28 protein-coding genes are annotated in these 25,503 nt (G+C 64.7%); 4 read left to right on the forward strand and 24 right to left on the reverse strand.

What is annotated here, in order from left to right; translation table 11 throughout:
• Window positions 1-3: 3 nt before the first annotated feature.
• Genes resB through hemL form a run of 5 tightly spaced genes read right to left on the reverse strand, consistent with a single transcriptional unit; the run spans window position 4 to window position 5,045 of the window.
• The gene (resB, locus tag FGL95_RS23300; protein ID WP_169591397.1) at window positions 4-1,638 is read right to left on the reverse strand and encodes a cytochrome c biogenesis protein ResB; all 1,635 of its coding nucleotides are present in this window, start codon (window positions 1,636-1,638) and stop codon (window positions 4-6) included.
• A complete protein-coding gene (locus FGL95_RS23305; RefSeq protein WP_169591400.1) occupies window positions 1,635-2,444 on the reverse strand; it encodes a cytochrome c biogenesis CcdA family protein in 810 nt (269 codons plus the stop codon). Before FGL95_RS23305 ends, resB begins: the two co-directional genes overlap by 4 nt.
• The gene (locus FGL95_RS23310; RefSeq protein ID WP_169591403.1) at window positions 2,441-3,073 is read right to left on the reverse strand and encodes a TlpA disulfide reductase family protein; all 633 of its coding nucleotides are present in this window, start codon (window positions 3,071-3,073) and stop codon (window positions 2,441-2,443) included. The genes FGL95_RS23305 and FGL95_RS23310 overlap by 4 nt, the downstream gene beginning before the upstream one ends.
• Window positions 3,070-3,723, reverse strand: a complete 654-nt coding sequence (locus FGL95_RS23315; protein WP_169591985.1) for a histidine phosphatase family protein — start codon at window positions 3,721-3,723, stop codon at window positions 3,070-3,072. Before FGL95_RS23315 ends, FGL95_RS23310 begins: the two co-directional genes overlap by 4 nt.
• Window positions 3,724-3,728: 5 nt before the next feature.
• A complete protein-coding gene (gene hemL / locus FGL95_RS23320; RefSeq protein ID WP_169591407.1) occupies window positions 3,729-5,045 on the reverse strand; it encodes a glutamate-1-semialdehyde 2,1-aminomutase in 1,317 nt (438 codons plus the stop codon).
• Window positions 5,046-5,110: 65 nt separating this feature from the next.
• On the opposite strand from hemL, the gene FGL95_RS23325 reads away from it, so the two are divergent.
• Together FGL95_RS23325 and FGL95_RS23330 are read left to right on the forward strand one after the other, a co-directional pair.
• Window positions 5,111-5,587: a group II truncated hemoglobin gene (locus tag FGL95_RS23325; protein ID WP_169591410.1), complete on the forward strand. Its 477-nt coding sequence runs from the start codon at window positions 5,111-5,113 to the stop codon at window positions 5,585-5,587.
• Between the two features lie 42 nt (window positions 5,588-5,629).
• The gene (locus FGL95_RS23330; RefSeq protein WP_169591413.1) at window positions 5,630-7,534 is read left to right on the forward strand and encodes an acyl-CoA dehydrogenase family protein; all 1,905 of its coding nucleotides are present in this window, start codon (window positions 5,630-5,632) and stop codon (window positions 7,532-7,534) included.
• A gap of 7 nt (window positions 7,535-7,541) precedes the next feature.
• Here the strand turns inward: FGL95_RS23330 and FGL95_RS23335 are convergent, their stop codons facing one another.
• The 10 genes from FGL95_RS23335 to FGL95_RS23380 all read right to left on the reverse strand — a co-directional run bounded on the left by FGL95_RS23335 (window position 7,542) and on the right by FGL95_RS23380 (window position 15,803).
• Complete coding sequence (locus tag FGL95_RS23335) at window positions 7,542-7,793, reverse strand: hypothetical protein (RefSeq protein WP_169591415.1); 252 nt, start codon at window positions 7,791-7,793, stop codon at window positions 7,542-7,544.
• Window positions 7,783-8,268, reverse strand: coding sequence for a DUF3784 domain-containing protein (locus tag FGL95_RS23340; protein ID WP_169591418.1), 486 nt, complete (start codon window positions 8,266-8,268; stop codon window positions 7,783-7,785). The genes FGL95_RS23335 and FGL95_RS23340 overlap by 11 nt, the downstream gene beginning before the upstream one ends.
• Window positions 8,258-8,701: a hypothetical protein gene (locus FGL95_RS23345; RefSeq protein ID WP_169591420.1), complete on the reverse strand. Its 444-nt coding sequence runs from the start codon at window positions 8,699-8,701 to the stop codon at window positions 8,258-8,260. The genes FGL95_RS23340 and FGL95_RS23345 overlap by 11 nt, the downstream gene beginning before the upstream one ends.
• A gap of 262 nt (window positions 8,702-8,963) precedes the next feature.
• Window positions 8,964-9,458: a hypothetical protein gene (locus tag FGL95_RS23350; protein ID WP_169591422.1), complete on the reverse strand. Its 495-nt coding sequence runs from the start codon at window positions 9,456-9,458 to the stop codon at window positions 8,964-8,966.
• Between the two features lie 56 nt (window positions 9,459-9,514).
• The gene (hemB, locus tag FGL95_RS23355; RefSeq protein WP_169591425.1) at window positions 9,515-10,504 is read right to left on the reverse strand and encodes a porphobilinogen synthase; all 990 of its coding nucleotides are present in this window, start codon (window positions 10,502-10,504) and stop codon (window positions 9,515-9,517) included.
• 14 nt (window positions 10,505-10,518) lie between these two features.
• A complete protein-coding gene (locus tag FGL95_RS23360) occupies window positions 10,519-12,069 on the reverse strand; it encodes a bifunctional uroporphyrinogen-III C-methyltransferase/uroporphyrinogen-III synthase (protein ID WP_169591428.1) in 1,551 nt (516 codons plus the stop codon).
• A gap of 105 nt (window positions 12,070-12,174) precedes the next feature.
• Entirely contained in the window at window positions 12,175-13,134 is a 960-nt protein-coding gene (hemC, locus tag FGL95_RS23365) for a hydroxymethylbilane synthase (RefSeq protein WP_169591430.1), read from the reverse strand.
• On the reverse strand, window positions 13,131-14,543 hold the full coding sequence (locus tag FGL95_RS23370) for a glutamyl-tRNA reductase (RefSeq protein ID WP_169591433.1): 1,413 nt from the start codon (window positions 14,541-14,543) through the stop codon (window positions 13,131-13,133). Before FGL95_RS23370 ends, hemC begins: the two co-directional genes overlap by 4 nt.
• The gene (locus FGL95_RS23375) at window positions 14,540-15,370 is read right to left on the reverse strand and encodes a redox-sensing transcriptional repressor Rex (protein ID WP_420838077.1); all 831 of its coding nucleotides are present in this window, start codon (window positions 15,368-15,370) and stop codon (window positions 14,540-14,542) included. The genes FGL95_RS23370 and FGL95_RS23375 overlap by 4 nt, the downstream gene beginning before the upstream one ends.
• Before the next feature lie 172 nt (window positions 15,371-15,542).
• A complete protein-coding gene (locus tag FGL95_RS23380) occupies window positions 15,543-15,803 on the reverse strand; it encodes a glutaredoxin family protein (RefSeq protein WP_169591435.1) in 261 nt (86 codons plus the stop codon).
• Between the two features lie 81 nt (window positions 15,804-15,884).
• Here FGL95_RS23380 and FGL95_RS23385 point away from each other — a divergent pair, with 81 nt between their 5' ends.
• Window positions 15,885-16,892, forward strand: a complete 1,008-nt coding sequence (locus tag FGL95_RS23385; RefSeq protein ID WP_420838078.1) for an HAD family hydrolase — start codon at window positions 15,885-15,887, stop codon at window positions 16,890-16,892.
• 15 nt (window positions 16,893-16,907) lie between these two features.
• Here the strand turns inward: FGL95_RS23385 and FGL95_RS23390 are convergent, their stop codons facing one another.
• The 9 genes from FGL95_RS23390 to FGL95_RS23430 all read right to left on the reverse strand — a co-directional run bounded on the left by FGL95_RS23390 (window position 16,908) and on the right by FGL95_RS23430 (window position 24,636).
• On the reverse strand, window positions 16,908-17,918 hold the full coding sequence (locus FGL95_RS23390; protein WP_169591438.1) for a lysophospholipid acyltransferase family protein: 1,011 nt from the start codon (window positions 17,916-17,918) through the stop codon (window positions 16,908-16,910).
• On the reverse strand, window positions 17,915-18,988 hold the full coding sequence (locus tag FGL95_RS23395; RefSeq protein ID WP_338079988.1) for an NAD-dependent epimerase/dehydratase family protein: 1,074 nt from the start codon (window positions 18,986-18,988) through the stop codon (window positions 17,915-17,917). The genes FGL95_RS23390 and FGL95_RS23395 overlap by 4 nt, the downstream gene beginning before the upstream one ends.
• 172 nt (window positions 18,989-19,160) lie before the next feature.
• Entirely contained in the window at window positions 19,161-19,262 is a 102-nt protein-coding gene (locus tag FGL95_RS23400) for a 30S ribosomal protein bS22 (protein ID WP_003402602.1), read from the reverse strand.
• A 203-nt stretch (window positions 19,263-19,465) separates the two neighbouring features.
• On the reverse strand, window positions 19,466-19,720 hold the full coding sequence (locus tag FGL95_RS23405) for a helix-turn-helix domain-containing protein (protein ID WP_169591441.1): 255 nt from the start codon (window positions 19,718-19,720) through the stop codon (window positions 19,466-19,468).
• 125 nt (window positions 19,721-19,845) lie between these two features.
• Complete coding sequence (proC, locus tag FGL95_RS23410) at window positions 19,846-20,661, reverse strand: pyrroline-5-carboxylate reductase (protein ID WP_169591444.1); 816 nt, start codon at window positions 20,659-20,661, stop codon at window positions 19,846-19,848.
• A 10-nt stretch (window positions 20,662-20,671) separates the two neighbouring features.
• Window positions 20,672-21,514 carry an acyl-CoA thioesterase domain-containing protein gene (locus FGL95_RS23415; RefSeq protein ID WP_169591998.1) on the reverse strand — a complete coding sequence of 281 codons (843 nt, stop codon included), beginning with the start codon at window positions 21,512-21,514 and terminating at the stop codon, window positions 20,672-20,674.
• A 195-nt stretch (window positions 21,515-21,709) separates the two neighbouring features.
• A complete protein-coding gene (locus FGL95_RS23420) occupies window positions 21,710-22,630 on the reverse strand; it encodes a TIM barrel protein (RefSeq protein WP_169591446.1) in 921 nt (306 codons plus the stop codon).
• A 6-nt stretch (window positions 22,631-22,636) separates the two neighbouring features.
• Window positions 22,637-23,686 carry a hypothetical protein gene (locus FGL95_RS23425; protein WP_169591449.1) on the reverse strand — a complete coding sequence of 350 codons (1,050 nt, stop codon included), beginning with the start codon at window positions 23,684-23,686 and terminating at the stop codon, window positions 22,637-22,639.
• A complete protein-coding gene (locus FGL95_RS23430; RefSeq protein WP_169591451.1) occupies window positions 23,683-24,636 on the reverse strand; it encodes a Ppx/GppA phosphatase family protein in 954 nt (317 codons plus the stop codon). The genes FGL95_RS23425 and FGL95_RS23430 overlap by 4 nt, the downstream gene beginning before the upstream one ends.
• 27 nt (window positions 24,637-24,663) lie before the next feature.
• On the opposite strand from FGL95_RS23430, the gene FGL95_RS23435 reads away from it, so the two are divergent.
• Window positions 24,664-25,482, forward strand: a complete 819-nt coding sequence (locus FGL95_RS23435; RefSeq protein WP_338079989.1) for a DUF3109 family protein — start codon at window positions 24,664-24,666, stop codon at window positions 25,480-25,482.
• Window positions 25,483-25,503: the final 21 nt, after the last annotated feature.

Genomic DNA, 25,503 nt, shown 5'->3' on the forward strand with positions numbered 1-25,503 from the left:
GCGTCATTCTCCCGTTGGTCGCGGCGACGCGGCGGGTAGCAGCCGCGCGCACAGTCGATCGAACTCGTCGCCCCAGCCGGCATGATCTGTTCGGGCCAGCCCGCCAAGCTCTACTACAGTACGTCGTTCACCATTGTCGTCGACACCCGTTCGCGGATATATCCGAGCCCAGAATCGGCGCCGTTTGATCAGCAGCGACACCAGCAGCCCGAGCATCATCGACACCGCAAAGATCAGCACCCACCCCTGCGCAGGATCGTGCGACACCTGCAGGTTGACGTACTCCTTGGCACCGTCGAAGCGGACCTTCGTCTTCCCGTCGTTCAGCGTCACGTCTTGCCCGGGCGCCAGGTTGACGCGCTGCTCCTTGTTGAGCCGGCCCTGGTTGATGATTTCCTTGTTGAGCGAGAACAGCGATTGCGGCAAACCAGTGTCGAGGCCGGTATCACCGCGATAGATGTCGACGGCGACCTCAGGCCTGTTCATCGCGGGAAATCCGGACGACAACAGGGCGCCGTGGTCGCCCATTCTGATCGCGGTCGGTGCGAACAATCCCTCGATCGCGATCTGATTCTTGCGGCGTTCCTCCGGATTCGGATACAGACCGGCAGGCGGGTCGAAGCGAAACGCGCCGCTGCTCAGGAAGGTCCGTGCATCGTCGGGTCGCCACTGGATCGTCTCGGTCCGCGTCTCACCGTTCGGGAAAGTGACCGTGAAGGTCGGCGCGTAGCCGTGCCCTTGCAAGTACACCCGATCTCCCGCGATGCGCAGTGGGTGGTTGACCTGCAGCGTCGCATCACGCCACGTGTTCGACGCGAGGTCGCCGTCGGCCTGATACCCGATCTCGGCGGTGAACATCTCGGCCTGACCGGTCGGCAGATAGTCGGCTTTGAAGCTCTTCACACGGACGCACACAGGCGTGAGGCCCGTGCCGTCCTCGATGTTGCCTGCCTTGAACGAATCGAACACCGCGGGCGATGTCGTGCAGATACCAGGTCCGTCGTCGGCAATGACGATGACGTTGCCCTCGTACCCGAACAACTTGCCGATGGCGATCGCCACCAGCAGTCCGACCAGCGACAGGTGGAACACCAGGTTGCCGGCCTCGCGCGTGTAGCCCTTCTCCGCGGAGATCGTCCCGTCGTCCTGGCGGATGCGCCAGCCGCGAAGTCCAGCAACCAGCTGCGCCTGCACCTGGTCGGGATCCTCGTCGACGGTGAGCGTGGCGTGATGCGGCAACCGTGCAAGGTTGCGCGGCGTCGGAACCGGCTGCGCGCGAAGCGCTTTCGCATGGTCGATGCAACGGGGAACGATGCAGCCGACAAGTGAAATGAACAGCAGCACATAAATACTCGTGAACCAGAAGCTGGCGAACACGTCGAACAGTTGGAGCCGGTCGAACAGCGGACCGAGCGTGGGGCGGTCGGCAATGTACTGATCGACCTTGCCCGCGTTGAGACTGCGCTGCGGCAGCAATGCGCCTGGAATGGCCGCCAAAGCCAGCAGAAAGAGCAGGACCAGTGCGGTCCGCATGCTGGTCAGTCCGCGCCAGGTGTTGCGGACGAACGCGACACCGCGCCCGACTGCGCTCTGCCGAGGCGGTGGCGGCGCGGCTTCGCGCGTCTGAGTGGCGGTCATATCGGCAGGCTCGTGTCGGAAACGAATGCGTCGCGAACCCAGGAGACGAACTGGTCCCACGCGCCGGTCACGAGCGCAATACCAACGGCAATCAGCAGCACTCCCCCGAAAATTTGGATCGCCCGCGCATGGCGTCGCAGCCAGCCGACGCCACGCAGCGCGCTGGCCGAACCGAACGCGAGCACGACGAACGGAAGCCCCAGGCCGATGCAGTACGCGACGATCAACGTCACGCCACGTGCAGCTGTGGTCCCTTCCGTGCCTGCGGCGACGGACAGCACGCCGGCGAGCGTCGGTCCGAGGCACGGTGTCCAGCCGAGAGCGAAAACCGCACCGAGCAGCGGCGCACCGATCAAGCTGGTAACGCGACGAGGTTCGAACCGAATGTCGCGCTGCAACAGCGGAATGAGGCCGACGAACACCAGGCCCATCACGATGGTCACGACGCCGCCGACCCGTTGGAGCACTTCACGATTGACCGCTAGCTGCTGCACGACGCCGAACACCGACGCGGTCCCGAGGACGAAGACGACTGTGAACCCTGCGACGAACAGGCTGGCAGCACCGACAACGCGCGCTCGACCGGTCCGTTGCTTGGTGGCGACGGCTTCGGTCGCGGTGACGGGTGGAGCGTCGGCACCGACCACGCCCGCGAGGTAGGACAGGTAACCCGGCACCAACGGCACGACACACGGAGACGCGAACGACACGAGTCCGGCGAGTGCGCACGCACCCATCGCCAGCAGTAGCGGTCCGGAGGCGGCGGTCGTGGCGAAGCTGTCGCCGACGCCGGCGAGAACAGTCATTGCTGCTCCTTGGCCACGCGTTCGACGACGGTCTGCAACTCCTGCGCCACCAGCGATTTCAGGAAGACCGCCGCGACCCGGTGCGAGCGGTCCAGGACGATGGTCGTCGGAATGACGCTGGTCGGGAAGTTGCCGCCGAGCGCGATCAGCGACCGCATCGCAGGGTCGTAGATCGACGGGTAGCTGACGTTGTTGTCGGTGACGAAATCGCGCGCTTTGTCTTGCTGATAGTCCTTGACGTTGATCCCGAGGAATGCGACGCCGAGGTCCTTCGTGTTCTCGTAGACCTTCTCCAGATCGCCCGCTTCGCCACGGCACGGACCGCACCACTGGCCCCACAGATTGATCACGACCGCCTTGCCTGCGAAGTCCGACAACGACGTCGTCTTGCCGTCGGTCATCAGGTCTGGTCCGGACATCTTTCCGATGGTTCCACGGTCCGCCGGGGGGTCGTAAAAGATCGCTGTCTTGCCGCCTGGTGAGACGAAGTCGAAGGTGCCGCCTTGTTCCACTGCATCGGTTCCGGTGCCACATGCAGCGAGCACGAGAACAGCGAGAACAACCAACGCTTGTGAGCCTTTTCGGAGTCCTCGGACGCCGGAAAGACTCACAAGGCGAGCGGGACTCATGCCCCGGTCACCCTCGGATCCGAACTGCCCGCAGGCTCCGAGTAGACGATGTCGACGAGGGTGTCGCCTTCGTAGACCAGCGAGGTCAACGAGGCGAGGCCACACTGCCGCCGGCGCGGATCGTGCCACAGCCGATCACCCTGCAGGAAGCGTCGCAAGGTCCAAACCGGCAACTGATGCGAGACGCAGACCGCCTCGTGCCCGACCGCCTCTACTCGAGCCTTGTGGACCGCTGCCAGCATGCGGTGCGCGATCTGCAGATACGGCTCGCCCCAAGAAGGGGTGAACGGGTCACGCATCTTCCACCAATGCCGAGGCTTGCTCAGTGCGCCGTCACCGACCGCGACGCGCAGGCCCTCGAAGAGGTTGCCTGCCTCGATCAGGTTGTCGTCGGTCGCGATCTCGAGATCGTGGCTCGCGGCGATCGGTCCGGCGGTTTCCTGCGCACGCTGCAGCGGTGAGGCGACGACATGGGTGATGTCATGATTCGCAAGTGCTGCGGCTACCGAGGCGGCCTGGGCACGACCGGTCACCGACAGCCCGAATCCGGGGAGCCGACCGTAGAGAATTCCGTTCGGATTGTGGACCTCGCCATGGCGAAGCACGTGAACGATCGTCTTCGGTGCTTGCGCGGAATCGGACTTGGGGATTTCGGTCACGTCGTGCTTCCTGGTTCGGTTGCGGTTGCAGCGGCCTGCGCGGCGGCGGGGAGGGCGTCGGCGATGATGGCGAAGGCATCGTCGTCGAGGGCGGCGGACACGAACCACGCCTCGTACGCACTGGGCGGCGGATAGACGCCACGTTCGAGCAGTGCGTGGAAGAACGCGGGAAAGCGCCAGGTCTGGCTCGCTTTTGCACTCGCATAGTCGGTCACCGGTTCGGCCGTGAAGAACACGCTCACCATGTTGCCTGCAAACTGCACCTGGTGCGCGACGCCCGCGGCCGACAACGCCTCGCCGAGCAGACCGCCGAGCCGGGCAGCGTTGGCGTCGAGCGCGGTGTAGACGGAATCGTTCGCCTCACGGAGCGTCGCTAAACCTGCCGCGACGGCCACCGGGTTGCCCGACAAGGTTCCGGCTTGGTAGACGGGTCCGGCAGGTGCCAGGTGGGCCATCACGTCGGCTCGCCCGCCGAAGGCCGCCGCAGGCAGACCGCCGGACATCACTTTGCCGAAGGTATAGAGGTCACCGGCGACGCCGTCGATGCCGAACCAGCCGGACTTGCTGACCCGGAAACCCGTCATCACCTCGTCGATGATCAGCAGCGCGCCGTGCGCATTCGCGAGGCGGCGCAATCCGTCGTTGAAGCCCGGGCCAGGTGCGATCGCGCCCATGTTGCCCGCCGCGGCCTCGGTGATGACGCAGGCAATCTCGCCTTGGTTCAGCGCGAAGGCTTCGGCGACCGCATCGAGGTCGTTGTACGGCAGGACGATGGTGTCGTTGGCCTGCGCCCCTGTCACACCCGGCGAGGTCGGCAGGCCGAGCGTTGCCACGCCAGACCCCGCGTCGGCCAGCAAGGCGTCGACGTGGCCGTGGTAGCAACCGGCGAACTTGATGATCTTGCTTCGCCCGGTGAAACCGCGCGCGAGCCGGACCGCACTCATCGTCGCTTCGGTACCAGAGTTGACGAGCCGCACCTGCTCGACCGGTTCGACTCGACCGATGATCGCCTCGGCAAGGTCGACCTCGGCAGCGGTGGGTGCTCCGAAACTCAGGCCGCTCGTCGCGGCGCGCTGGACCGCTTCGACCACCGCGGGGTGCGCGTGACCGAGGATCATCGGGCCCCACGAGCAGATCAGGTCCACGTAGTTGTTGCCGTCGACGTCGGTCAGCGTGTAGCCGGACGCACTCGCGATGAACCGCGGGGTCCCGCCGACGGATTGGAACGCTCGGACCGGCGAGTTGACGCCGCCGGGGATCGCCAAGCTGGCCCGCTCGAAGAGGCGTGCGGATTCGGCGGTGGAGACAGTCACGCAAGCAAGTCTCCCAGTAACAGTGGCTCGGTCCGCTCGCGGGTCTTCGCGCTACCTTGGACGCCATGGCGGGCGAGACTTCGGACACACCGACTTTGTACGACTGGGCGGGCGGGGCGGAAGCATTCCGCCGCCTGATCGACGCCTTCTACGACCGCGTAGAGCGGGACGAGATGTTGTCGGCCTTCTTTCCGGGCGGTGTCAGCGAAGAACACCGCGCTCACGTGACGCTGTGGTGGTGCGAGGTATTCGGCGGTCCGGCGGGCTACACCGAGCAACTCGGCGGCTACGAGCGAATGTTGCACCACCACATCGGCCTCGGCATCACCCCAGAGCAGCGCCACCGATTCGCGGCGACGATGAGCCTCGCCGCCGACGACGCCGCGCTGCCCGACGACCCCGAATTTCGGTCCGCCTTCATGGCGTACGTCGAATGGGGCACGCGTCTGGCGCTGCAGAATTCGGCCCCAGGGGCCGCCGTCGTCGAGCATGCGCCTGTGCCACATTGGGGCTGGGGCGTGGCGCCGCCGTATCGCGGCTGAAATCACAACCGGTGGTCACCTACCCGCGCTACGGTGCAAGGTATGGCGACAACTGGTGATCATTTGCGGATTTCGCTCGACGGACCCTTCCATGAAACCCGCGAAAAAGTTCGCGTGGAGTTGGGTCGCGACGAGTTCACGCCGAGGTACGAGCCGGACCTCGCCAAGGCAAGGGCACGCGCGCTCGAGCAGATGAAGCTCGTACGCGATGCGGGGTACGCAGCCAACGGCTTCAGCGTTGCGCACGGCGGTACCGGCGACGTCGGCGCCGCAGTGACGAGCATCGAGATGCTCGCGATGGCAGACCTATCGCTGATGGTGAAGGCGGGCGTGCAGTGGGGCCTGTTCGGCGGCGCCATCGAGAACCTCGGCACCGAGCGCCACCACGAGCGCTACGTCAAACCGCTGATCGAACTCGACCTGCTCGGCTGTTTCGCCATGACCGAGACCGGCCACGGCAGCGACGTCCAGGAGCTGGAGACCACAGCAACCTACGACGCTGCCACCAGCGAGTTCGTCATCAATTCGCCGACGCCGTCTTCACGCAAGGACTACATCGGCGGCGCGGCCCAACATGCCAGGCTTGCAGCAGTTTTCGCGCAGCTGATCGTCGGTGGCGAGAACCAGGGCGTCCACTGCCTCGTCGTACCGATCCGCGACGAGGCGGGCGCGGACCTGCCCGGCGTCACCACGTCGGACTGTGGCTACAAGGGTGGCCTCAACGGCGTCGACAACGGTCGAATCATGTTCGACAACGTCCGCGTGCCACGCGAGAATCTGCTCAACCGCTACGGCGACGTCGATGCCGACGGCATCTACACCTCGCCCATCGACAACGTGGGGAGGCGCTTCTTCACCATGGTCGGCACGCTGGTGCGCGGCCGCGTCACCGTCGGCGGCTCCGCAGCGGCCGCCGCGAAGGTCGCACTCACGATCGCCGTGCGATATGCGTTGCAGCGCAGGCAGTTCAGTGCTCCCAAGAGCGACGACGAAGTCCCCATCATGGACTACCTCGTCCACCAGCGGCGCCTGTTCCCGCTCGTGGCACGGGCGTACGCATTGGCGTTCGCGCAGAACGAACTGATCGCCAAGCTCGCCGCAATCCAGACCAGCGACGACCCAGACCCACACGAACAGCGTGAATTGGAGGGCCGCGCAGCCGGCCTCAAGGCGGCCAACACCGCATTTGCCACCCGCGCAATTCAGGAATGCCGCGAAGCGTGTGGTGGCGCAGGCTATCTCATGGCGAACCGGCTGGTACAGCTCAAGGGCGACACCGACGTCTTCACCACATTCGAGGGCGACAACGTGGTGCTCACCCAGCTAGTCGCCAAGGAATTGCTCACCGGCTACGCGGACGAAATCCGCGGCATGAGCCCGGTCGAGTGGATGCGGTTCGCCACGACAACGGTCAGCGACGTCGTCAGAACGCGCTCGGTCGCGGTGCAAATTTTCCAGACCATCATCGACTCCCGCCTCGACAACGAGGAGGAGGGCAGCCTCTTCAACCGCGGCACGCAACTCGGCATGTTCGAGGACCGCGAGGAGTACCTGATCTCCACCGCCGCCCGACGCTTGCAGGCGGCCGCAAAGCGGGAGAAGGATCCGTTCGACGCCTTCAACTCGGTCCAAGATCACGTCCTGCGTGCAGCACGTGCACACATCGACCGGATTGCCCTCGAAGCCTTCATCAGCGGCATCGAATCGTGCGAGAACAAGGAAGCCAAGCAACTCCTCTCGGACCTCTGCGACCTCTACGCGCTGACGGTCATCGACGACGACAAGGCGTGGTTCATGGAGCACCGCCAGCTGTCGACCGAGCGCGCCAAGGCCGTGCTCCGGGCCATCAACGAACGGTGCCGCGATCTCCGCCCCCGTGCGCGCACCTTGGTCGAGGGTCTCGGCGTCCCCGAGGCACTCCTCGACGCCGAGATGCTTGCCCCCTAGACGACATTCATGCGGAGTCGTGTGGCCTCGTGACCCTGCTGATGCCGTCGATCACCAAGATCCCGGCGACGACGGCCAGCACGGCAGCGAGCGTGATCCACGAGCCCGCGTAGTAGGTGCCCGAGTACGCGGGCGCACCTTCGTAGGCGGGATTGAAGCTGCTCGTGCGGGCTGCGCGGTCCCAGGACCACCATGCGGCGAAGGCGATGGCGAGCGCGGCGATCACTTCGCCGGCAATCGTCACGTTCTTACGATTCACTGGGCTCCCCCTGCAGTCGCTCCACGGCACTGGTCAACTCGGTCCGCAAGCCTTCGTCGTCTTTGGCCCACGCACGGACCAGTTGGCCGCGCGAAAGCAGCAAGCCTATGGCGGTTCGCCCTCGTGGCACGTTCGCGAGTTCCCCCAAGGATCGCGCCGACTCCCACGGCTCGTCGACCTTGCGCTTCTCGTCGGGCTCAGGGAGCACGCGGACGATTTCGGCAAGGGGTAGCGTCTCGGTGCCTTGCCGCAGCCACGACGGTGTCAGTTCGACGCTCACGTGCCTGCGTGCCGCTACAACCTGCAGCCACACAATGCCCGCGAGAATGAGCGCGAAGAACACAGTGATCACCACGTGCAGGCCGATGCCGAGCACGAGCTCTGCAATCAGAACGATGCCGCAGAAAATCGGTCCGTAGGCTATTGCCCGCCAGCGGGCGCCCGGCTCGCTGAAAAGCACCTGCTCATTGTTCATCCGTGAACCAGGAATTCGCACTCGGACGGAAGACGACAACCCCGGCCGCGATGAGCAACAACGGAACAACAATGAAGACGGTCGGTGCGATGCCGATCAGAACGATGCCGAGTCCGACAAGTGCGAATACGAACGACAACGCGACGAGTGCACGGCGAAATCTTGCATCGCCATATCTAACCGGACGCGCGAGAAAGCCGACGCCCAATCCGACGACAAGGCTGATGATGCCGATACCGCGAAGCATTCGCATGTACGCGGTGAAACCGTCCGGGTCGTTTCCGTTCTTTTGCCATACTTCACGAACCGCATCGGTCGAGGCGGTGGAAAGCAAAGCACCGAAAAGGACGAGCAGGACTGCGGCAACAATCCACATCCAGTACGCAATTTCGACGTTCCGGGGACGACCGTCTCGGCGGGGAGTGATGGGCACGGCGTCAATCCTGCGCTATCGCCGGGCTGGCAGACCTATACGGGCCGACGACACGCTCAGGAGAACAGGCCCGGGACCAGCAAGAGGATGACGGTGATGATGCCGAACAACACAATCAGCCCGAAGAAGCACAATTCTCGGCGAAGACTATGGTCCTGCTCGATCACGACCCGCATTCCAAAGCCTTTCTTGACCTAATGGCTACAGGGCCGAAACCCTGTGATGGCACTCACAATACATGGCGCCAATCTTGCCCGCTAATTCACAGGGTGTTCACCGGCGGGAAGTTCAAGAAGTATGCGTTCGACTCGTGCCGATGCAGAAGGATGGTCGCGCCAACCACGAGAACAGCCTGGATGATGCTCGCGCCGCCACTCACCAACGCAGCGGGGCCGTCCAATGTGCCGATTCCGAAAACAAGCTGAACCCCAACGAACACCACGACGACGCCGATCATCGTCACAAGCATTCGCGCCCAGTTCCGTCCACCACGCATCAAATGGACGAACAGTCCAGCGAGAACCGCGAGGGCGAGGCCGACGATCACCAAAGTCATAAGGCCCAGTGCGAAGAGCAAATTCGCACTGTCTTGTTGCATCGGCAAATTCGGATTGTCTTTCGCCATTTGCTCCACCAATTGCTTGGTGAATTCTTCACGCTGGCCGAACAAGAATGTCACCGCGGCAACGAGATTCACGATTCCGACACCGATGACCGCCCACCAGAGTTGGCACGCGGTGTCCACATCGACCGGCACCGGACGCTTCGGTGCAGGCGGGGGCCCAGGGCCGGGCCCCGGATGGGGCCCGGGCATCATCGTTGCGAATCTCTCAGCCAGAGAGCAGCTTCGGCGGCCCAATAGGTCAGGATGATATCTGCGCCAGCCCGTCGAATGCTCAGAAGCGACTCCAGCACTGCCGCGGTCCGGTCGATCCAGCCGTTCTGCGCTGCTGCGGTGATCATCGAGTACTCACCCGAGATCTGATATGCCGCAACAGGAACCGTCGACACGTCGGCGACCTCGCGAAGAATATCGAGGTAGCTCATCGCCGGCTTGACCATCACGATATCGGCGCCCTCGGCGATGTCGAGTCCGACCTCGCGCAACGACTCGCGTCTATTCGCTGAATCCTGCTGATAGCTACGACGATCGCCGACCAGCGACGAACCGACAGCCTCTCTGAACGGTCCATAGAAGGCAGAGGCGTACTTTGCGGCGTAGGCGAGAATCGCCGTGTCCGTGTGCTGCGCCGCGTCGAGTGCAGTGCGGATCGCACCGACCTGGCCATCCATCATTCCGCTCGTCCCGAGCAGGTGCGCACCCGAATCCGCCTGCGCGAGGGCCATATCGACGTATCGAGCCAGCGTTGCATCGTTGTCCACGGCACCGTCTTCGGCAAGAACACCGCAATGCCCGTGATCGGTGAATTCGTCCAGACACGTATCCGCCATCAGGACGGTGTCGTCGCCCAACTCGGTCTGCAACCTGCGCAGTCCGCGGTTGAGGATCCCGTCGGGATCAGTCGCACCGGAGCCGACGGCGTCCTTGTCCTCAGGCCGAGGAACGCCGAACAGCATCAACCCACCGACACCGGCAGACACCGCATCGACCGCGGCCTTCGCCAGCGAATCGAGGGTGTGCTGGTGCACGCCCGGCATCGACGAAATCTCGCGCGGCTCGGCAAGACCGTCCGCGACGAACATCGGCAAGACCAAATGCCGCGGCTCGAGCGTGGTCTCGGCAACCAGCCGGCGCAACGCCGGTGTTCGGCGCAGCCGTCGGGGACGGTCAGTCGGGAACACGACTGTGCGCCCGCTTACCGACGCTTGCGCTTGCGCGGGGGCGGCAGTGCACCCTCGGCGCGAAGCCGCGCGGCGTGTTCGGCCAGTGCCTCGACAAGCGGTCCGACCTGCGCGGTCTCGGGCTGCACATCGACGCGCAGACCGAACTCGGCAGCCGTCTCGGCAGTCTTCGGACCGATGCACGCGACGAGCGTGCGAGCATGCGGCTTACCGGCGATACCGACGAGGTTGCGGACCGTCGAGGACGAGGTGAACAGAACGGCGTCGAAACCACCGGTCTTGATCATCTCGCGGGTCTCGGCCGGGGGCGGCGCTGCCCGAACGGTGCGGTATGCGGTGACGTCGTCGATCTCCCAGCCGCGCTCACGCAGGCCTTCGGCGAGCGTCTCGGTCGCGATGTCGGCACGCGGCAGCAGCACACGGTTGACCGGATCGAAGACGTCGTCGTACGGCGCGAACTCGTCGAGCAAGCCCTGGCTGGACTGCTCACCGGACGGCACGAGCTCCGGATTGATACCGAACGAACGCACCTTCTCGGCGGTCGCTTCGCCGACACACGCGATCTTCACACCGGAGAACGCACGAGCGTCGAGTCCGAACTCGGCGAACTTCTCCCACACAGCGCGGACCGCATTGGTCGAGGTGAATACGACCCACTGGTAACGACCGTCCACCAGACCCTTGACGGCGCGTTCCATCTGCGCGGGGCTCCGCGGCGGCTCGACCGCAATAGTCGGGACCTCGATGGGAACGGCACCATGGGTGACGAGGCGATTGCTCATCTCGCCTGCCTGCTCCTTGGTGCGCGGCACCAGGACGGTCCAGCCGTACAGCGCGCGCGATTCCCACCACGACATCTTGCCGCGCTGGGCGACGATCTTGCCGACGGTGACGACCAGCGGACCGAGCAGGTCGGCGCCTGCATCGTTGAGCGTGGCGAGGGTGGCTTCGACGGTCCGTTGCTGGCGACTCGTGCCACGGACCGTGATGGCAGCAGGTGTCTGCGGCGCCAATCCGTGTTCGACGAGTGCGCTGGCGGTCTCGGCAAGGTGACCCGAGGTTGCGTGCAGGACGAGCGGTCCAGGGGCGGCGGCGAGCGCTGCCCAGTCGACCTCGCCACGCACGTCTGCCTCGGTGTGCGTCGAGCCGAGCGCCATGCCCGCGTAGCTCGGCACCGCGGAACCGGCGGGCAGGCCCGGCAGCACCTCGAAGTGCACCTGAGTGCGCGCCACTGCGCTGACCTCGGCAATCACCGAATCGGTGGTCAACGGGTCGCCGGAGACGACGCGCACGACGTCGTGGCCGTTGCGCGCCTCGGTGATCAGCGTCTTCGCGACCTCGGTCGGATCGCCCAATGCCGGGCGCACTTCGGGGGCTTCGTCGGCGTCGCCGCTGTACGCGGAGCCGATGAGCGCAACCACTCCCCTGTCGACATCGGGATCTGTGAAAGCCAGCTCTGCGTCGGCGAGCACCTCACGTGCGCGGACTGTGAGCAGGGCCGGATCACCCGGTCCGGAACCTACGAACAGGATCCGACCGGGGGTGTTCTTACGGGCTCGGCTCATCGGTTGTTCTCCAGTGCTTTCGTTCGTGCATTCATGTTCGTGTGTCGTGGCCGCCGAGGAGGCGGCCAATGCGTCAGCCGCCTGCGAGGCGGCCAGGGTATCGGCTCAGGCATCGCCACCACCCCCGCTCATGACGTCTGCAGCGCCCAACTCCAACAGTTCGTCGGCAAGTGCTCTACCCAGTTCGGCGGCACGTTCGGGAGCCCCGACCACCGATGCCCGGATCTCATCCGATCCATCCAGCGCGACGACGCACGCTCGAAGGGAAAGTTCGTCGAAAATTCGCCCGTCCTCGTCGATCGACTCGACCACCTCGGCAAGCGCGCCCACGGGTGCGGTGCAACCCGCCTCCAGCGCAGCGAGCACGGACCGTTCGGCAACCACCGCCGACCGCGTCGAGGCATCGTCGAGTGCGGTCAGCGCGGTGACGAGGTCCGCGTCGTCGGCGCGGCATTCGATCGCCAGTGCACCCTGGCCGGGCGCGGACAGCATCTGCACGGGTTCCAAGGACTCGGTGATGGCGTCGAGGCGTCCGATCCTGGCGAGGCCCGCACGAGCGACGACGACCGCGTCGAGTTCGCCTGCCGTGACCTTGCCCAACCGGGTGTCGAGGTTGCCCCGAAGCGGCACGATGTCGAGGCCGAGTCCAAGCGCCTTCAGCTGGGCGATCCGGCGCGGCGCCGACGTTCCGATTCGGGATCCGGCGGGCAGCTCACCGAGCACCAGCCCGTCGCGAGCCACCAGCGCATCGCGCGGGTCTTCGCGTGGCGGAATCGCAGCGATTGTGAAGCGGTCGTCGGGTGCGGTCGGGAGGTCTTTGTAGGAATGCACAGCAATATCCACATTCCCCGCAGCAAGTTGGTCGCGCAACGCTGTGGTGAATACGCCGACGCCGATCTGCTGTACCGGAGCGGCCGACTCGTCGCCTGCCGTCTTCACGATCACCAATTCCGCACGGTGGCCTGCCGCGACAAGCGCATCGAGGACGGTGCCTGCCTGAGTGCGCGCGAGCAAGCTGCCTCGGGTACCGATCTTCAACACGCGAGTTATCGATGCAACGGTCATGGATTCGGCCCCCCGTCCGATCCATTGGCACCGAGCTGGAAGTCGTGGCTCACGGTGAAGTCGTCGGCAAGTTCGACGCCGCCGATTTCCATCGGTGTCGCAACTGCGGCGGCGGCGCCCGGCTTGAGTTCGAACAGTTCGCGAAGTGCCTCGGCGTAGGTATCGCCGCCCGGCGTCGAGACGAGTTGCTTGATCCGGACCGTCGGGGCGTGCAGCAGTTTGTCGACCACCCGGCGCACCGTGCGCGCAACCTCGTCGCGCTGCGGGTCGTCGAGACCGGGCAGCCGCGATTCGAGGCGCATCAATTCTGCTTCTACTACTTCGGCAGCGCGTTGCCGCAGCGCGGTCACCGTCGGCGTCACTTCTGCCATGCGCTGACCGGTCAGATAGGTCGCGAGTTCCGCCGCGACGATCTCGCGCGCAGCTTCCGCGTCGGACGCGGCAGCGCCCGCAGCGGGATCACGCTGCAAAGTTTCCATGTCGATGACTGTGACCCCCGGCAGGCCGGCGACGGCGTGCTCGACGTCGCGGGGCAGACCGAGATCGCAGATCACCAGCGGTCGGTCGCGGTCACGCTCGGACAGCGCAAGATGCGCATCTGCGAGTGTCACCACAGCGCCGACCGCGCCCGTACAGGTGATGAGCAAGTCCGCGTCGGAGACCGCATTCGACAGTTCCGCGCGGTCCACCGCGACCGCATCCACCCCGTTGGCCAGGGCGTTGTCGGCGAGTCGTTGCGCACGTTCGACCGTGCGGTTGACGATGACGATCCGCCCGATGTGCGCACGTGTGAGCTGCGCGACCGCGAGACCACCCATCGCGCCCGCGCCGAACACCACCGCGGACCGGCCGGTGAGGTCGGTGCCGTCAGCGTCGGCGAGCGTCGTCGCTGCACGAGACAACGCAACGGACACGACCGACGCGCCCGCAGAGTCGATTCCCGTCTCGGAATGCACGCGCTTGCCGACGCGCAACGCGTGCTGGGCGAGTTCGTGCAGCACTCGACCCGCAGCTTGCTGTGCATCAGACGACGCATAGGCAGCGCGGATCTGGCCGAGCACTTGCTGCTCACCGATGACCATCGAGTCGAGGCCGCTCGCCACCGCGAAAAGGTGCTCTGCAGCGGCCTCGCTGTAGCGCACGTACGCGTGCTTCGTCAGATCGGCGAGCGGCATCCCTGCGTGCTTGGCCAGCAGTTCACCAACCTCGGCGAGCCCGCCGTGGAACGCATCGACGACCGCGTAGACCTCGACTCTGTTGCAAGTCGACACGATCATCACTTCGGAGATATGGCTCGATGTGAGCATCCGATCGGTCATCTTCGGACGATCGGTATCGGAGATGGCGACGCGTTCGAGGACGGCGACAGGCGCGCTCCGATGCGAGATCCCGACGAGCAACACACTCATTGCCGAACCACCGATCCCTTGTTAGTCGTGGCGGCGTGCAGCTCAGGGCCGCGCCCCATCAGTCCAGTCGAGCGAAGCGAGGGGGAATCCTCGCCCGCACGAGTGGCCACCTCGGCGTTACGAGCCTGGCTGAAAGACAGCATCTGCATTTCGACGGCGAGGTCGACGCGTCGAATTTCGACGTACGCAGGCACCCGAAGGGCCACCGGCGAGAAGCTGAGGATGCAGCGGAGCCCCGCTTCGACCAGCCGATCGCAGATCGCCTGGGCCGCGTCGTCGGGAACAGCGATCACCGCGATTGTCGGGTCCAGCTCCGCGCAGGCAGGAACGAGGTCTGCGACGTCGCGGACAAGCAGCGGTCCGACCGCGGTGCCGACGAGGTCGACCTCGTTGTCGAACAGCCCGACAATCGTGAAACCACGTCGACCGAAACCGCCGTAGCCCGCCAGCGCACGACCGAGATTTCCGATGCCGACGAGCACCACGCGATGACCTTGATCCAAGCCGAGTGCGATCTCGATTCGCGCACGAAGCCGGGCGACGTCGTAGCCGACGCCCCGCACTCCGTTCGGGCCGAGAAAGGACAGATCCTTACGCAGTTTCGCAGAACCGACACCCGTTGCAGCGGCGAGTTCCTCGCTCGATACGATGAGCGTCCCTTCGTCTACCAAGACGCCGAGGACCCGCAAATAGGCAGTCAACCGCGCGACCGTTGCGGGCGGAATGTCCTTCGCGAGATGGACCTTCGCGCTCGATTCCGGGCCGGCGACCATTCCGGTCGCCCCAGCTGCACCGCGACTTCGCGGCGCCTGGTGCTGGTCCGTCACGTTTGATACTCCTCGCCGACGGGTTCGAAGTCCCGGCAGGTCGCGCTGATCTGTGGGAATGTTGCCCACCACGTTAACTGCTTGTGAAGCCATTCCCAAAGTCGGCGAATTTCGCACTGATCTTCATCTTCACCTGCGCGGCTCCGCCACACACCGAATCCGGGTGAAATCTTCAGCGCGCGAGGTCGGCTCGTAGCCGCTCTTCGTCGACCTCCCAATAGCTGTGCTCACGACCGTCCAGCAGCACTACAGGGACTCGGTCACCGAACTCGGCTCGCAATTCCGGGCGGGTCGGCGCGACCTCGTCGACGTCGATAGTCTCGAATTCGAGATCGAAATCCGAACACACGCGGGCCAACTCGGCACTGGCGCGGTCGCAGAGACCGCAGCCCGACCGCGTGAGGAAAGTAACCGTGTGCGAGGGCTGTTTCATGGCATTCACTGTGCCATCGGAGTACCGAAGGCGCGCGGGGCACTACTGTTGGGTGAGGTTCGGCGACACGGGAGGTTACGAGTGCCTGGGCGAGCAGTGGCTATCGCCGCTGGGTTGGTCTTGGGGGTGTTCGACGGCGGTCGGCTGGGTCCGGGAGCGATCGGTCGGCGGCGGAGAAACCCGTTGGGGCCCAGCGATGCCGAGGTCCGCGCGAACCTCGCAGGCGAAGCGAGTGCGGATGCCGCGCTGGCCTTGCAAGAACTCGAAGCTGGTGCCGCAACAGCAGAGGAGACGACCGACGAACCGTCGGTCCCCCGCGATCTGACTGCTGCCGCGTTCTTCGATGTCGACAACACGATGGTCCAGGGCGCATCGATCGTGCATTTCGCTCGCGGGCTCGCGGCACGGAAGTACTTGAACACGTCCGATCTTGTCGACTTTGCGTGGAAGCAGCTGAAGTTCCGAGTCAGCGGCAAAGAAAGCAGCAACGACGTCGCGAGTGGTCGCGAAAAGGCGCTTTCCTTCATCCGCGGCCGTTCGACAGCCGAGCTCGCCCGGCTCGGTGAAGAGATCTACGACGAAATCATTTCCGACAAAATCTGGCCCGGCACCCGCGCACTTGCGCAGATGCACCTAGATGCCGGCCAGCAGGTCTGGCTGGTGACGGCAACGCCTGTCGAGCTGGCTCAGGTCATCGCCAAGCGGCTCGGTCTCACCGGCGCGCTCGGCACGGTCGCCGAAAGCGAGAACGGCGTCTTCACCGGACGACTCGTCGGCGACATCCTCCACGGCCTCGGCAAAGCGCACGCCGTTCGCACCCTTGCCGTCCGCGAAGGGCTCAATCTCAAGCGCTGCACCGCGTACTCCGACAGCCACAACGACGTACCGATGTTGTCGCTCTGCGGGACCGCGGTCGCGATCAATCCCGATTCGGACCTGCGTGAACTTGCCAAAAACCGCGGTTGGGAAATACGCGACTTCCGAACTGGGCGTAAAGCAGCCAAGGTCGGCGTACCGACCGCCTTGGTACTCGGAGCCGCAGGTGGCGCATTGGCCGCGGTGATTACCCGCAGGAAGATCCCCGCTTAGGTCGTGAGCACTTGATTAACCCATGAAGACGCTGCGGCGCTTCGCGAGAATGCGGTAAAGGGTCTGCTGAATGGTCTCGCGAACGTGGTCGGTGACCTCGAAGGTGACCATCGGGTCGTCGGCGTCCGACGGCTCGTAGGTATCGGTGTAGATCGGCTCGCCGAACTCGATGTACCACTTCGACGGCAACGGAATCGCGCCGAGCGGACCGAGGTGCGGGAACAGTGGCGTCACCGGGAAGTACGGCAAGCCGAGCAACCGCGCAAGCGGACCGAGGTCGCCGACCTTCGGGTAGATCTCCTCGGAGCCGACGATCGAGCACGGGATGATCGGAGCACCGGTACGGACCGCTGCGGAGGCGAAACCACCACGGCCGAATCGCTGCAGCTTGTAGCGGTCGGCGTACGGCTTGCCGATGCCTTTGAAGCCTTCGGGGAACACACCGGTCAGCTCGCCGTTGCGCAGCAGCCGCTCCGCATCGGGGTTGCACGCGAGGGTGTGCCCAGCACGGCGCGCGACCGAGCCGATCACCGGGGTCTCGAAAATCAGGTCCGCGGCGAGCAGCCGCAATGTCCGATGCATCGGGTGGTGATCGTGAACGGCGACAGCCGTCATCAATCCGTCGATCGGGAGGACACCTGCGTGGTTGGCGACGATGAGCGCACCGCCGTGTGAGGGGAGGTTTTCGATGCCACTGACCTCGACCCGGAACCACTTCTCGTACAAGGGTCGCAGGACGGGCAATAGCACCGACTCGTTCCAGTGCTGATCGAAACCGAACTCGTCGACGTGATAGTCGCCGGTCAGCCGCCGGCGCAGGAAGCTTGCCGTGCCCGAAATCTGCTTCGCCAGCGAACGGGTCAGCGACTCGCGGAAACCCTGCGGCGGATTCGCCTCTTCGATCCGTTCGGTGAGCGAGGTGATGTCGCGCACGACATCAGCACCTGCGGCCCGACGTCGATTGACCGCACGCGCAGGCCGATCGGCCGCTTCGTGCAGTTGGATCACTTTCGCTACTTCAGTCATCGCGGTGCTCCCACAGGGGCTCCAACGAGCCCGAGAAGTTTGGTTTCCGCCGAATCGATCCATTCGGGGTTGATCACCGGCCGCAGCGATGCGCCCTTGACGAAATCATCGAAAGCCTGGAGCGTCGTCCAGCGCGGCTCGAAACCTAATTCGGTCCGCATCCGGGTGGTGTCCAGACCACAACCGTAATGATAGAACTCCAGCTGCTCCTGCGTGAACTCGCGCATGACAGGACCCATCAGCCCTCGTCCGATGCTACGGAACAGCACGAACGGCAGCGGCGCCTCGACGCGTCCTGCGCGCCTGATGGCTTGCGACATCATGATCACGCCGTCGCCCGCGATGTTGTACGTGCCGGCATGGCCTGCCAGCGTTGCCTCTTCGAGCGCGGCGAGCGCGTCCTCTTCGTGCAGCAACTGCAGGCGAGCATCCCGACCGAGAATGGTCGGCACGATCGGCGACGTGAAGTATCGCGACACCGAGCCGTTGAGGCGCGGACCGACCAGTGGCGACAGCCGAAGGGTCGAGATAGCGATCTCGGGGCGGCGACGGCCGAGGCCGCGCGCGAACGCCTCGATCTCGATCGCGTCGCGGGCGAACCCACCCTTCGGAGGTTTGCGCGCGCTCATCTGTTCGTTGAACTTCACCGGGTCGCGTGCGCTGCACCCGTACACCGCCGACGACGACCGCAGCACGACCTTTCGAACGCTCGGCGCCTTCTGGCAGACCGCGAAGAGCTGCATCGCGCCGAGCACATTCAGGTCTTTCATCGCGGCGCGACTGCCGGCTTTCGGTGGCCGCGACACGATGGACGCGTGCACGACGGTGTCGACCTCGTTGCCCGAAATGACCTTGCCGATAAGCGGATTGCGGATGTCGGCGCGAACGAACTCGGCACGCCCCATCTTGCGCAGCATGTCTTTGGACGGCGACTTCAAATCGACAGCGATGATGCGATCGATCGAAGGATTCTGCGCGAGGCGAGCGACGAGATACCCGCCGAGGAATCGACTGGCACCGGTGACGAGCACGACCTTAGGCGAGTGGACTCCTCGATCGGTCGTACTCACATATTCCCCTTGCGTCTGCTACCCGTAGAGCCTAGCGATTCCGCATCGGCGTCGACAGGGCTTAACCAGGTTCTAACGATCACTTAATGTTGCTGTTGCTCACATCGTGGGATCGAATGGCAATGCCCGCCCACCATAGAAAGGGGGGACGGGCATCGAGCCATCTGTTCGGCTACTTACCGAGTTTGCGACGCTGAACGCGAGTGCGACGAAGCAACTTACGGTGCTTCTTCTTCGACATGCGCTTGCGACGCTTCTTGATCACTGAACCCATAGCGGGTATTCCTCGCGTTCTCTCTAGCCTTGCAGCGCGCGCAGACCACGCGCACCTTTTCTGTCACACCACGGTCGTTGCACAGCACCGACGAACGGCTGGCTGACACGATGAAGCACCATCGTACCGGGACAGGCCGCGCGTAACGAAACCGAGGTCCGCACAACGGCGCCCGCTATCGCACCGCGGTCGGACACCAGCACTCATCCTGCGTCGAAATACGATGTCTCCAAGTAGTCGTGCACCGCCTTCGCGTGCACACGGAACGAGCGACCGACGCGTACGGCGGGCAGCTCACCTCCGTGCACCAATCGATACACCGTCATCTTGGAGACCCTCATGAGGCTCGCCACTTCAGCGACGGTCAAGAACTGGGTTCCACCGAGAGTCGATTGCCCGTCCGAGGAAACCCCAGACGAGGAACCACTACTGTTCGGTGGCTTGTTTACAGACGCCATTAATCCACATACCTCCGGCACGTCTCGCGCCGCCAGGCTTCCCCTCCGGCGGAACAGACACGCACGTGCTGTATGGAGCTTAGCGGGACTAGTGGGGTTCCTGCGACGGGAGTGGGCAAACAGACTTAATCGTTTATTGCGCCCTGTTGCGCCGAACGGTCCTTCGCGGTATGTAACGCCTCTATAAACGCTGATCGAAGGCCGTTTTGCTCCAATACGCGGACCGCCGCCGCCGTCGTACCCGCAGGTGAAGTTACGGCCGCTCTGAGCTCTGTTGCGCTCTCTTCGGAGCGATCCAGCATCGCTGCGGACCCCAACATGGTCTGAACAACGAGTTCCGACGCCGTCCGACGGGTCAATCCGAGGCTCACACCGGCATCCACCATCGCCTCGACGACGAGGAAAAAGTACGCCGGACCGGACCCGGACACTGCTGTCACGGCGTCCATCTGGTTCTCGGAGACGACCGTCACTTTGCCGACCGCGCTCAGAACATCTCGAACCAACTCGAGATGCGCTTCCTTGACGTACCGGCCGGGAGCGATGACGCTCATCCCCTCGCCCACGAGCATCGGGGTGTTGGGCATCGCCCGGATCACCGGAAAGCCGGCGGGCAACTTCGGCTCGAAGCGACTCGTCGGCACACCCGCGGCCAACGACACGATCAACTGTTCGCGGTCACTGTCGAGTTCGACCTCACCGAGAGCGGTCAGCACGCCGTCGACGTCGGACGGCTTCACGGCGACGACGATCAAGTCGGCGCCTTCGGCGGCGTCGGCAACGGTCGTGACCCTGATCCCGAATTGCTCGGCGATCTCCTTCGCCCGAGCCGGGAATTGCTCAGCGACAACAAGGTCTTTGGTGGCACGGCCCGCTTCCAACAGTCCAGCGACGAGCGCCTCCCCGATCTTGCCGCCACCGATCACTGCGATACGCGTCATGGCATGCAGATTAACGTGCGCTACGGCCTATCAATGCCAGCTGTCGGCTTTGCACGACGACCGCCCCGGTCGAGTCGATGATGAGGTGGTCCTCGTCGAACACCTTCGCGCCGATCGACTTACTGCTCGAGATCACGCGCAACCACCCCGGAGCAGGCACTCGCTGCAGGTAGGTGGTGAGCTGCACCGTCGGCGCCCAACCGAACATCCCGCGGTTGAACACGACCGGCGGACTGATGTCGCCGACCATCATCGCGAACAGCAACGCGATGTCGGGATCGCTTTCGTCCTCGGCAAACGGCCGCGCCCACAGCTGCAACACCGGTTCGCCGACCTCGCCGGTCACGAACTTGGCGGCTGTCGGGTCCAACCGCAGCTCGATTCCCTTCGCCACATTGACGATCTTGCCGAGCGGGCTGCCACCGTCGTACCTGAGCGCGTCCGCGGGCGGCTCGGCGGGCATGTCCGTCAACGCATCGAGTTGGTGCAGCGGCGGCTCGAGGTCGAGTTGGCCCAAGGTCACAGCAGCGCGCACAGCGGTCCGGCCGTTCTGACTCAGTTCGACGTCGACGAGGCAGATCTGCCTACCGCGTTTACGCACGTTGACCGCCAGCGTGACGGCGCCAGGCTCAGGAGCGCCGAGGTAATCGACACTCACGGCGATCGGCTGCAGCATCACCGCTTCGTCTTCGCCCTCTCGGAGCCTGCGACGCGCAGCAGCGGCACAGATCGCCAGCATCGCACCGCCGTGCACCTTCTGACCGATCGTCCAGATCGGATCGATCACGGCGCCGTATGTGCCGTCGGCCTCGTCCGTCAGCGTGCACAGGGCGCGGAAGGGGGCGCTTCCGATGGCCGTCGGCGGAGGGGTCGTTGCCTGCTCAGCAGTCATTGGTGATGCAGCCTTTCATCGGGTCCGAATCGTCGTGCGCGGTGTCATCGCCAGGTCGGTCCGGGCGAACGCATGGTTGTGCCGCCCGTAGGCGTGCAACCGTTGGTCGGCCTTGGGGATTCCCATCACAGCCGTCGGTCAGCATCGGTCCGACGTTCAGGAATCGCCGTGATCGTCGCCGGCGCTCTCCGATACCGCGAGATGCGTTTGACCGTTCAGATGAATCCGAGCGAATGTCAGTGCCTGTTGCAGCATCCCGGCGCGCTCAGTGGTGGAGCGGGCGTTCTGGGTGTTGATCTCGATGACCGCTTGGCCGCTGAAGCCCTTCTTGACCAGCAACTCGCACACCTCGACGCACGGCTGCGAGCCCTGACCGGGGATCAGGTGCTCGTCGTATGCGGCACCGCGCCCATCGGCCAGGTGCAGGTGCGCGAGTCGCGAGCCCATGCGGCCGGCCAGCGCGAGCGCGTCCATCCCCGCGGTTGCGGTGTGCGACAGGTCGAGCGTGTAGTGCTGGTGGTCGCAATCGGTGGGGTCGTAGGACGGGCTGAACGCCGACAGCCCCAAACCCGGTCCGCCGCGGCGTTTGAGCCGCTCGACGGCGCCGCCGCTGCGACCGAAAAAGCTGTCCGCTCGCATCGGGAACATGTTTTCGACGGCAACGACCACGTCGCTGGCGGATTCCAATTCGGCGACCTGATCGGCGAACCCGTCCGCATAGCGACGCTGCCACCGAAACGGCGGATGCACGACGACGTTGCCTGCGCCGAGCGCCTCAGCCGTACGGACCGAGCGTTCCAGCTTCGCGACCGGGTCCGAGCCCCAGACGCGCTGCGAGATCAGCAGGCACGGCGCGTGGACGGCCTGCACGGGCACGGCGTACTTGCGCACCAGCGCCTTCACAGCGTCGATGTCCTGGCTGACCGACTCGGCCCACACCATGAGTTCGACACCGTCGTAGCCGAGCTCCGCCGCATACCGGAACGCGGCTTCGGTGTTCTGCGGGTAGACGGAGGCAGTCGACAGACCTACGAGGATGTCGCGGCGCGGAGAACGGCCGCTTGTCGAGTTGGTCACCCGCGATCAGCTCGTACTCAGGAGGAAGACGAGCGGACCGAGGGTGACGAACAACCCGACCACGATCGCGATGACGATGCTCAGAATGTCCTCTGTCTTACGCAGCACAAGGACGAGCGCAACGAGGCCGAGGATCACAAGGATGGTCAGCGCGAAAGCGACCCACGGCAGCATGTCCCAGAGCCGCTCGAAGCCCTTGAACATCAGCGCACCGGCGATCACGGCGACGACCGCTTGACCGAACAAGATCGCCCACTGGGCCGCGGCGGTTCGTTCCGTCTTGTCTTTCTTGGCCTTCTTTTCTTTCTTCGCTCGCCTCGATGCGGGCGCCTCGGGCGTTTTGTCCGGCTGATCGTCCAGCTCGAACAACGACTCCTCGGGTGCCTTCCTCAGGTCTGGCTTCGCGGGCTCGTCGGCATCCTCGGCTTCCACCGACCTCGCACGCGCAGCTCTGGCTTCGACGGCTGCTTCGTCGCGCGCGACCTGTTCCTCGCGCATCAAATCGCCCGCGACGGTCGAGCCGGAGATCAGCTCGGGTTCCCGCGTCGTCGATGACCAGGCGTTCGCAGGCTCGGGCGCCGGTTTGTTCCTGGCCTCCGGCGGAACCGGTGGGGTGTCGCTTCGGGTTCGCGGTTCCCACAGCGGCCGCGCATGGCCGGTGGACGAGTGTGGGATGCGGCTGTCGTCGAACAACGACGGCATCTCTTCCGTCGGCGGGACGAGCGGTTCCGGTTCCGCGTTCGGCTTCGCCTTGCTCTTGGACTTGCTCTTGGCTTTGGCGATCTTCGGCTCAGGCGCGGGTTCGGGCGCCGGTTCTGTTGCTTGGACCTCGTCGAACCCGACAGTGGCGTCGGCCGAGTGGCCGGGCTGTGCGTCCCTGATCACCGGGATGTCGCCGGTGAGCTCACTGACCGAAATTGCGCCCTTGCCACCCCGTCGACGACGACTGCCCTCGGATGAGACCTGCTGACCGTTACGCGCAAGCAGTTCGGCAACCGAGATCTGCTTCGGCTCGTCGGCCGCAGTCCCGTTACCGGTTCCGTTCGCGTCCGTCATCGATCACTCACCATCAGGTCACCGCCCATTTCGGTATCGAGCTTGCGCAGAATCAAGCCTTCGCGCAGCGCCCAGGGGCAGATTTCTATTGTGTCCACCTCGAGCGCTCGCATGCTTGCTTCGGCTATCAACGCGCCTGCCACAAGTTGTTGCGACCGGTCAGCACTGACACCTTCCAATTCTGCACGGTCGGCGTTGGTCATCCGGGATATGAACGCTATGAGTTGCCGCAAGCCGTTGCTGGTCAGGGTTCGCTTGACCCGCGGTCCGGCGCCGGACGGTGCCGCGCCGGTCAGTCGCGCGAGCGACCTGAAGGTCTTGGACGTTCCGACAGCCAGTTCGGCAGCGCCTGCGGCGTTGAGTTCTTTCACGGGCTCGACCAACTCGGCGTCCAACCAATCGCGCAGCACGTTGACCCGACGCTTGCCTGGTGGATCATGCTGCAACCAGTCTCGCGTCAGGCGACCCGCACCCAGTTGCAGCGAGATCGCAACGTCAGGATCCTCGTCGACGCCGTTGCTCAACTCGAGCGAGCCGCCACCGATGTCGATGTTGAGAATTCGTCCCGCGCTCCAGCCGTACCACCGACGGACCGCGAGGAAGGTCAGCCGCGCTTCGTCCGTGCCCTTCAGCACTTCGAGGTCGACGCCCGTCTTGTCTCGAACCTTTGCAAGGACCGAGTCGGAGTTGTCCGCGTCACGCACAGCCGACGTCGCAAATGCCATCAACTCACCGCAGCCCGACGTCTTCGCAATACTGGCGAACTCGTCGACCGTCGCGATCAGTTTGTCCGCGCCGTCACGAGTGATCTTGCCGTCATCGTCGAGGTTTTCCGAAAGCCGAAGGGTCGCCTTGGTAGAGCTCATCGGCATCGGGTGGCCACCACGATGCGCGTCCACTACAAGCAGGTGAACGGTATTACTTCCGACGTCAAGGACCCCTAGGCGCACACAGATACGGTACTGGGTCTAGCTTTCATGGTTGTGACAGCAGGTGGCGGTCGGTCCCAGCACAAGATGACACCCACTCCTGAGGTGGACCTCGATTTTCCTCGCGAGTGGATCGAATTCATGGATCCTGCGAACGACGAGCACATGATCGTCGCGGATCTGACATGGCTACTTTCGCGCTGGACCTGCGTGTTCGGCACTCCTGCCTGCCAAGGAATCATCGAAGGTCGCCCAGACGACGGTTGCTGCAGCCACGGCGCGTTTCTCTCCGACGACGAGGACCTCGCCAAGCTCGACAAGGCAGTGAAGATGCTCACACCTGCCGATTGGCAGCTGATGGACAAGGGCAAAGGCAAGAAAGGCTATGTCGAGCAGGACGAATTGGAGGACGAGCCTGCGCTGCGAACTCGTCGCTACGACGGGGCCTGCATCTTCCTGAACCGGCCCGGCTTCGAGGGCGGCATCGGCTGCGCGCTGCACACCATGGCCCTGCGGAAGGGCATCGAGCCGCTCGAGGTGAAGCCCGAGGTGTGCTGGCAGCTCCCGATCCGCCGCACCCAAGACTGGGTCACGCGGCCCGACGGCGTCCAGATACTCAAGACGGTCGTCACCGAGTACGACCGCCGCGGCTGGGGTGAAGGCGGCGTGGATTTGAAGTGGTACTGCAGCGGCTCCCCCGATGCCCACGTCGGAAAGAAACCGGTCTGGGAGTCGTACGCCCCTGAACTCACCGAGTTGCTCGGTAAGCCCGCCTATAAGGAGTTGGCTCGCCACTGCAAACGCCGCGAGGGGCTTGGCCTCGTCGCCGTCCACCCCGCAACGGTCCATGCGGAGCGGCTGCAGTAGCTCCGCCCCCTCCCCCGTGAT

Origin of the sequence: Antrihabitans stalactiti, from assembly GCF_012932915.1 — a bacterium.
In the GTDB taxonomy this organism is placed as follows: Bacteria; Actinomycetota; Actinomycetes; order Mycobacteriales; family Mycobacteriaceae; genus Antrihabitans; species Antrihabitans stalactiti.

Bases quoted from the DNA above. Each gene is read 5' to 3' on its own strand.
- FGL95_RS23405 (WP_169591441.1), bottom strand. From the start codon at position 19,720: ATGGCGTCTGTAAACAAGCCACCGAACAGTAGTGGTTCCTCGTCTGGG.
- FGL95_RS23305 (WP_169591400.1), bottom strand. From the start codon at position 2,444: ATGACTGTTCTCGCCGGCGTCGGCGACAGCTTCGCCACGACCGCCGCC.
- FGL95_RS23425 (WP_169591449.1), bottom strand. From the start codon at position 23,686: ATGACGGACGCGAACGGAACCGGTAACGGGACTGCGGCCGACGAGCCG.
- FGL95_RS23390 (WP_169591438.1), bottom strand. From the start codon at position 17,918: ATGACTGAAGTAGCGAAAGTGATCCAACTGCACGAAGCGGCCGATCGG.
- FGL95_RS23310 (WP_169591403.1), bottom strand. From the start codon at position 3,073: ATGAGTCCCGCTCGCCTTGTGAGTCTTTCCGGCGTCCGAGGACTCCGA.
- FGL95_RS23435 (WP_338079989.1), top strand. From the start codon at position 24,664: ATGGTTGTGACAGCAGGTGGCGGTCGGTCCCAGCACAAGATGACACCC.
- hemC (WP_169591430.1), bottom strand. From the start codon at position 13,134: ATGACCGTTGCATCGATAACTCGCGTGTTGAAGATCGGTACCCGAGGC.
- FGL95_RS23400 (WP_003402602.1), bottom strand. From the start codon at position 19,262: ATGGGTTCAGTGATCAAGAAGCGTCGCAAGCGCATGTCGAAGAAGAAG.
- FGL95_RS23360 (WP_169591428.1), bottom strand. From the start codon at position 12,069: ATGAGCCGAGCCCGTAAGAACACCCCCGGTCGGATCCTGTTCGTAGGT.
- FGL95_RS23340 (WP_169591418.1), bottom strand. From the start codon at position 8,268: ATGAACAATGAGCAGGTGCTTTTCAGCGAGCCGGGCGCCCGCTGGCGG.
- FGL95_RS23380 (WP_169591435.1), bottom strand. From the start codon at position 15,803: ATGAAACAGCCCTCGCACACGGTTACTTTCCTCACGCGGTCGGGCTGC.
- FGL95_RS23330 (WP_169591413.1), top strand. From the start codon at position 5,630: ATGGCGACAACTGGTGATCATTTGCGGATTTCGCTCGACGGACCCTTC.
- FGL95_RS23370 (WP_169591433.1), bottom strand. From the start codon at position 14,543: ATGAGTGTGTTGCTCGTCGGGATCTCGCATCGGAGCGCGCCTGTCGCC.
- proC (WP_169591444.1), bottom strand. From the start codon at position 20,661: ATGACGCGTATCGCAGTGATCGGTGGCGGCAAGATCGGGGAGGCGCTC.
- FGL95_RS23325 (WP_169591410.1), top strand. From the start codon at position 5,111: ATGGCGGGCGAGACTTCGGACACACCGACTTTGTACGACTGGGCGGGC.
- resB (WP_169591397.1), bottom strand. From the start codon at position 1,638: ATGACCGCCACTCAGACGCGCGAAGCCGCGCCGCCACCGCCTCGGCAG.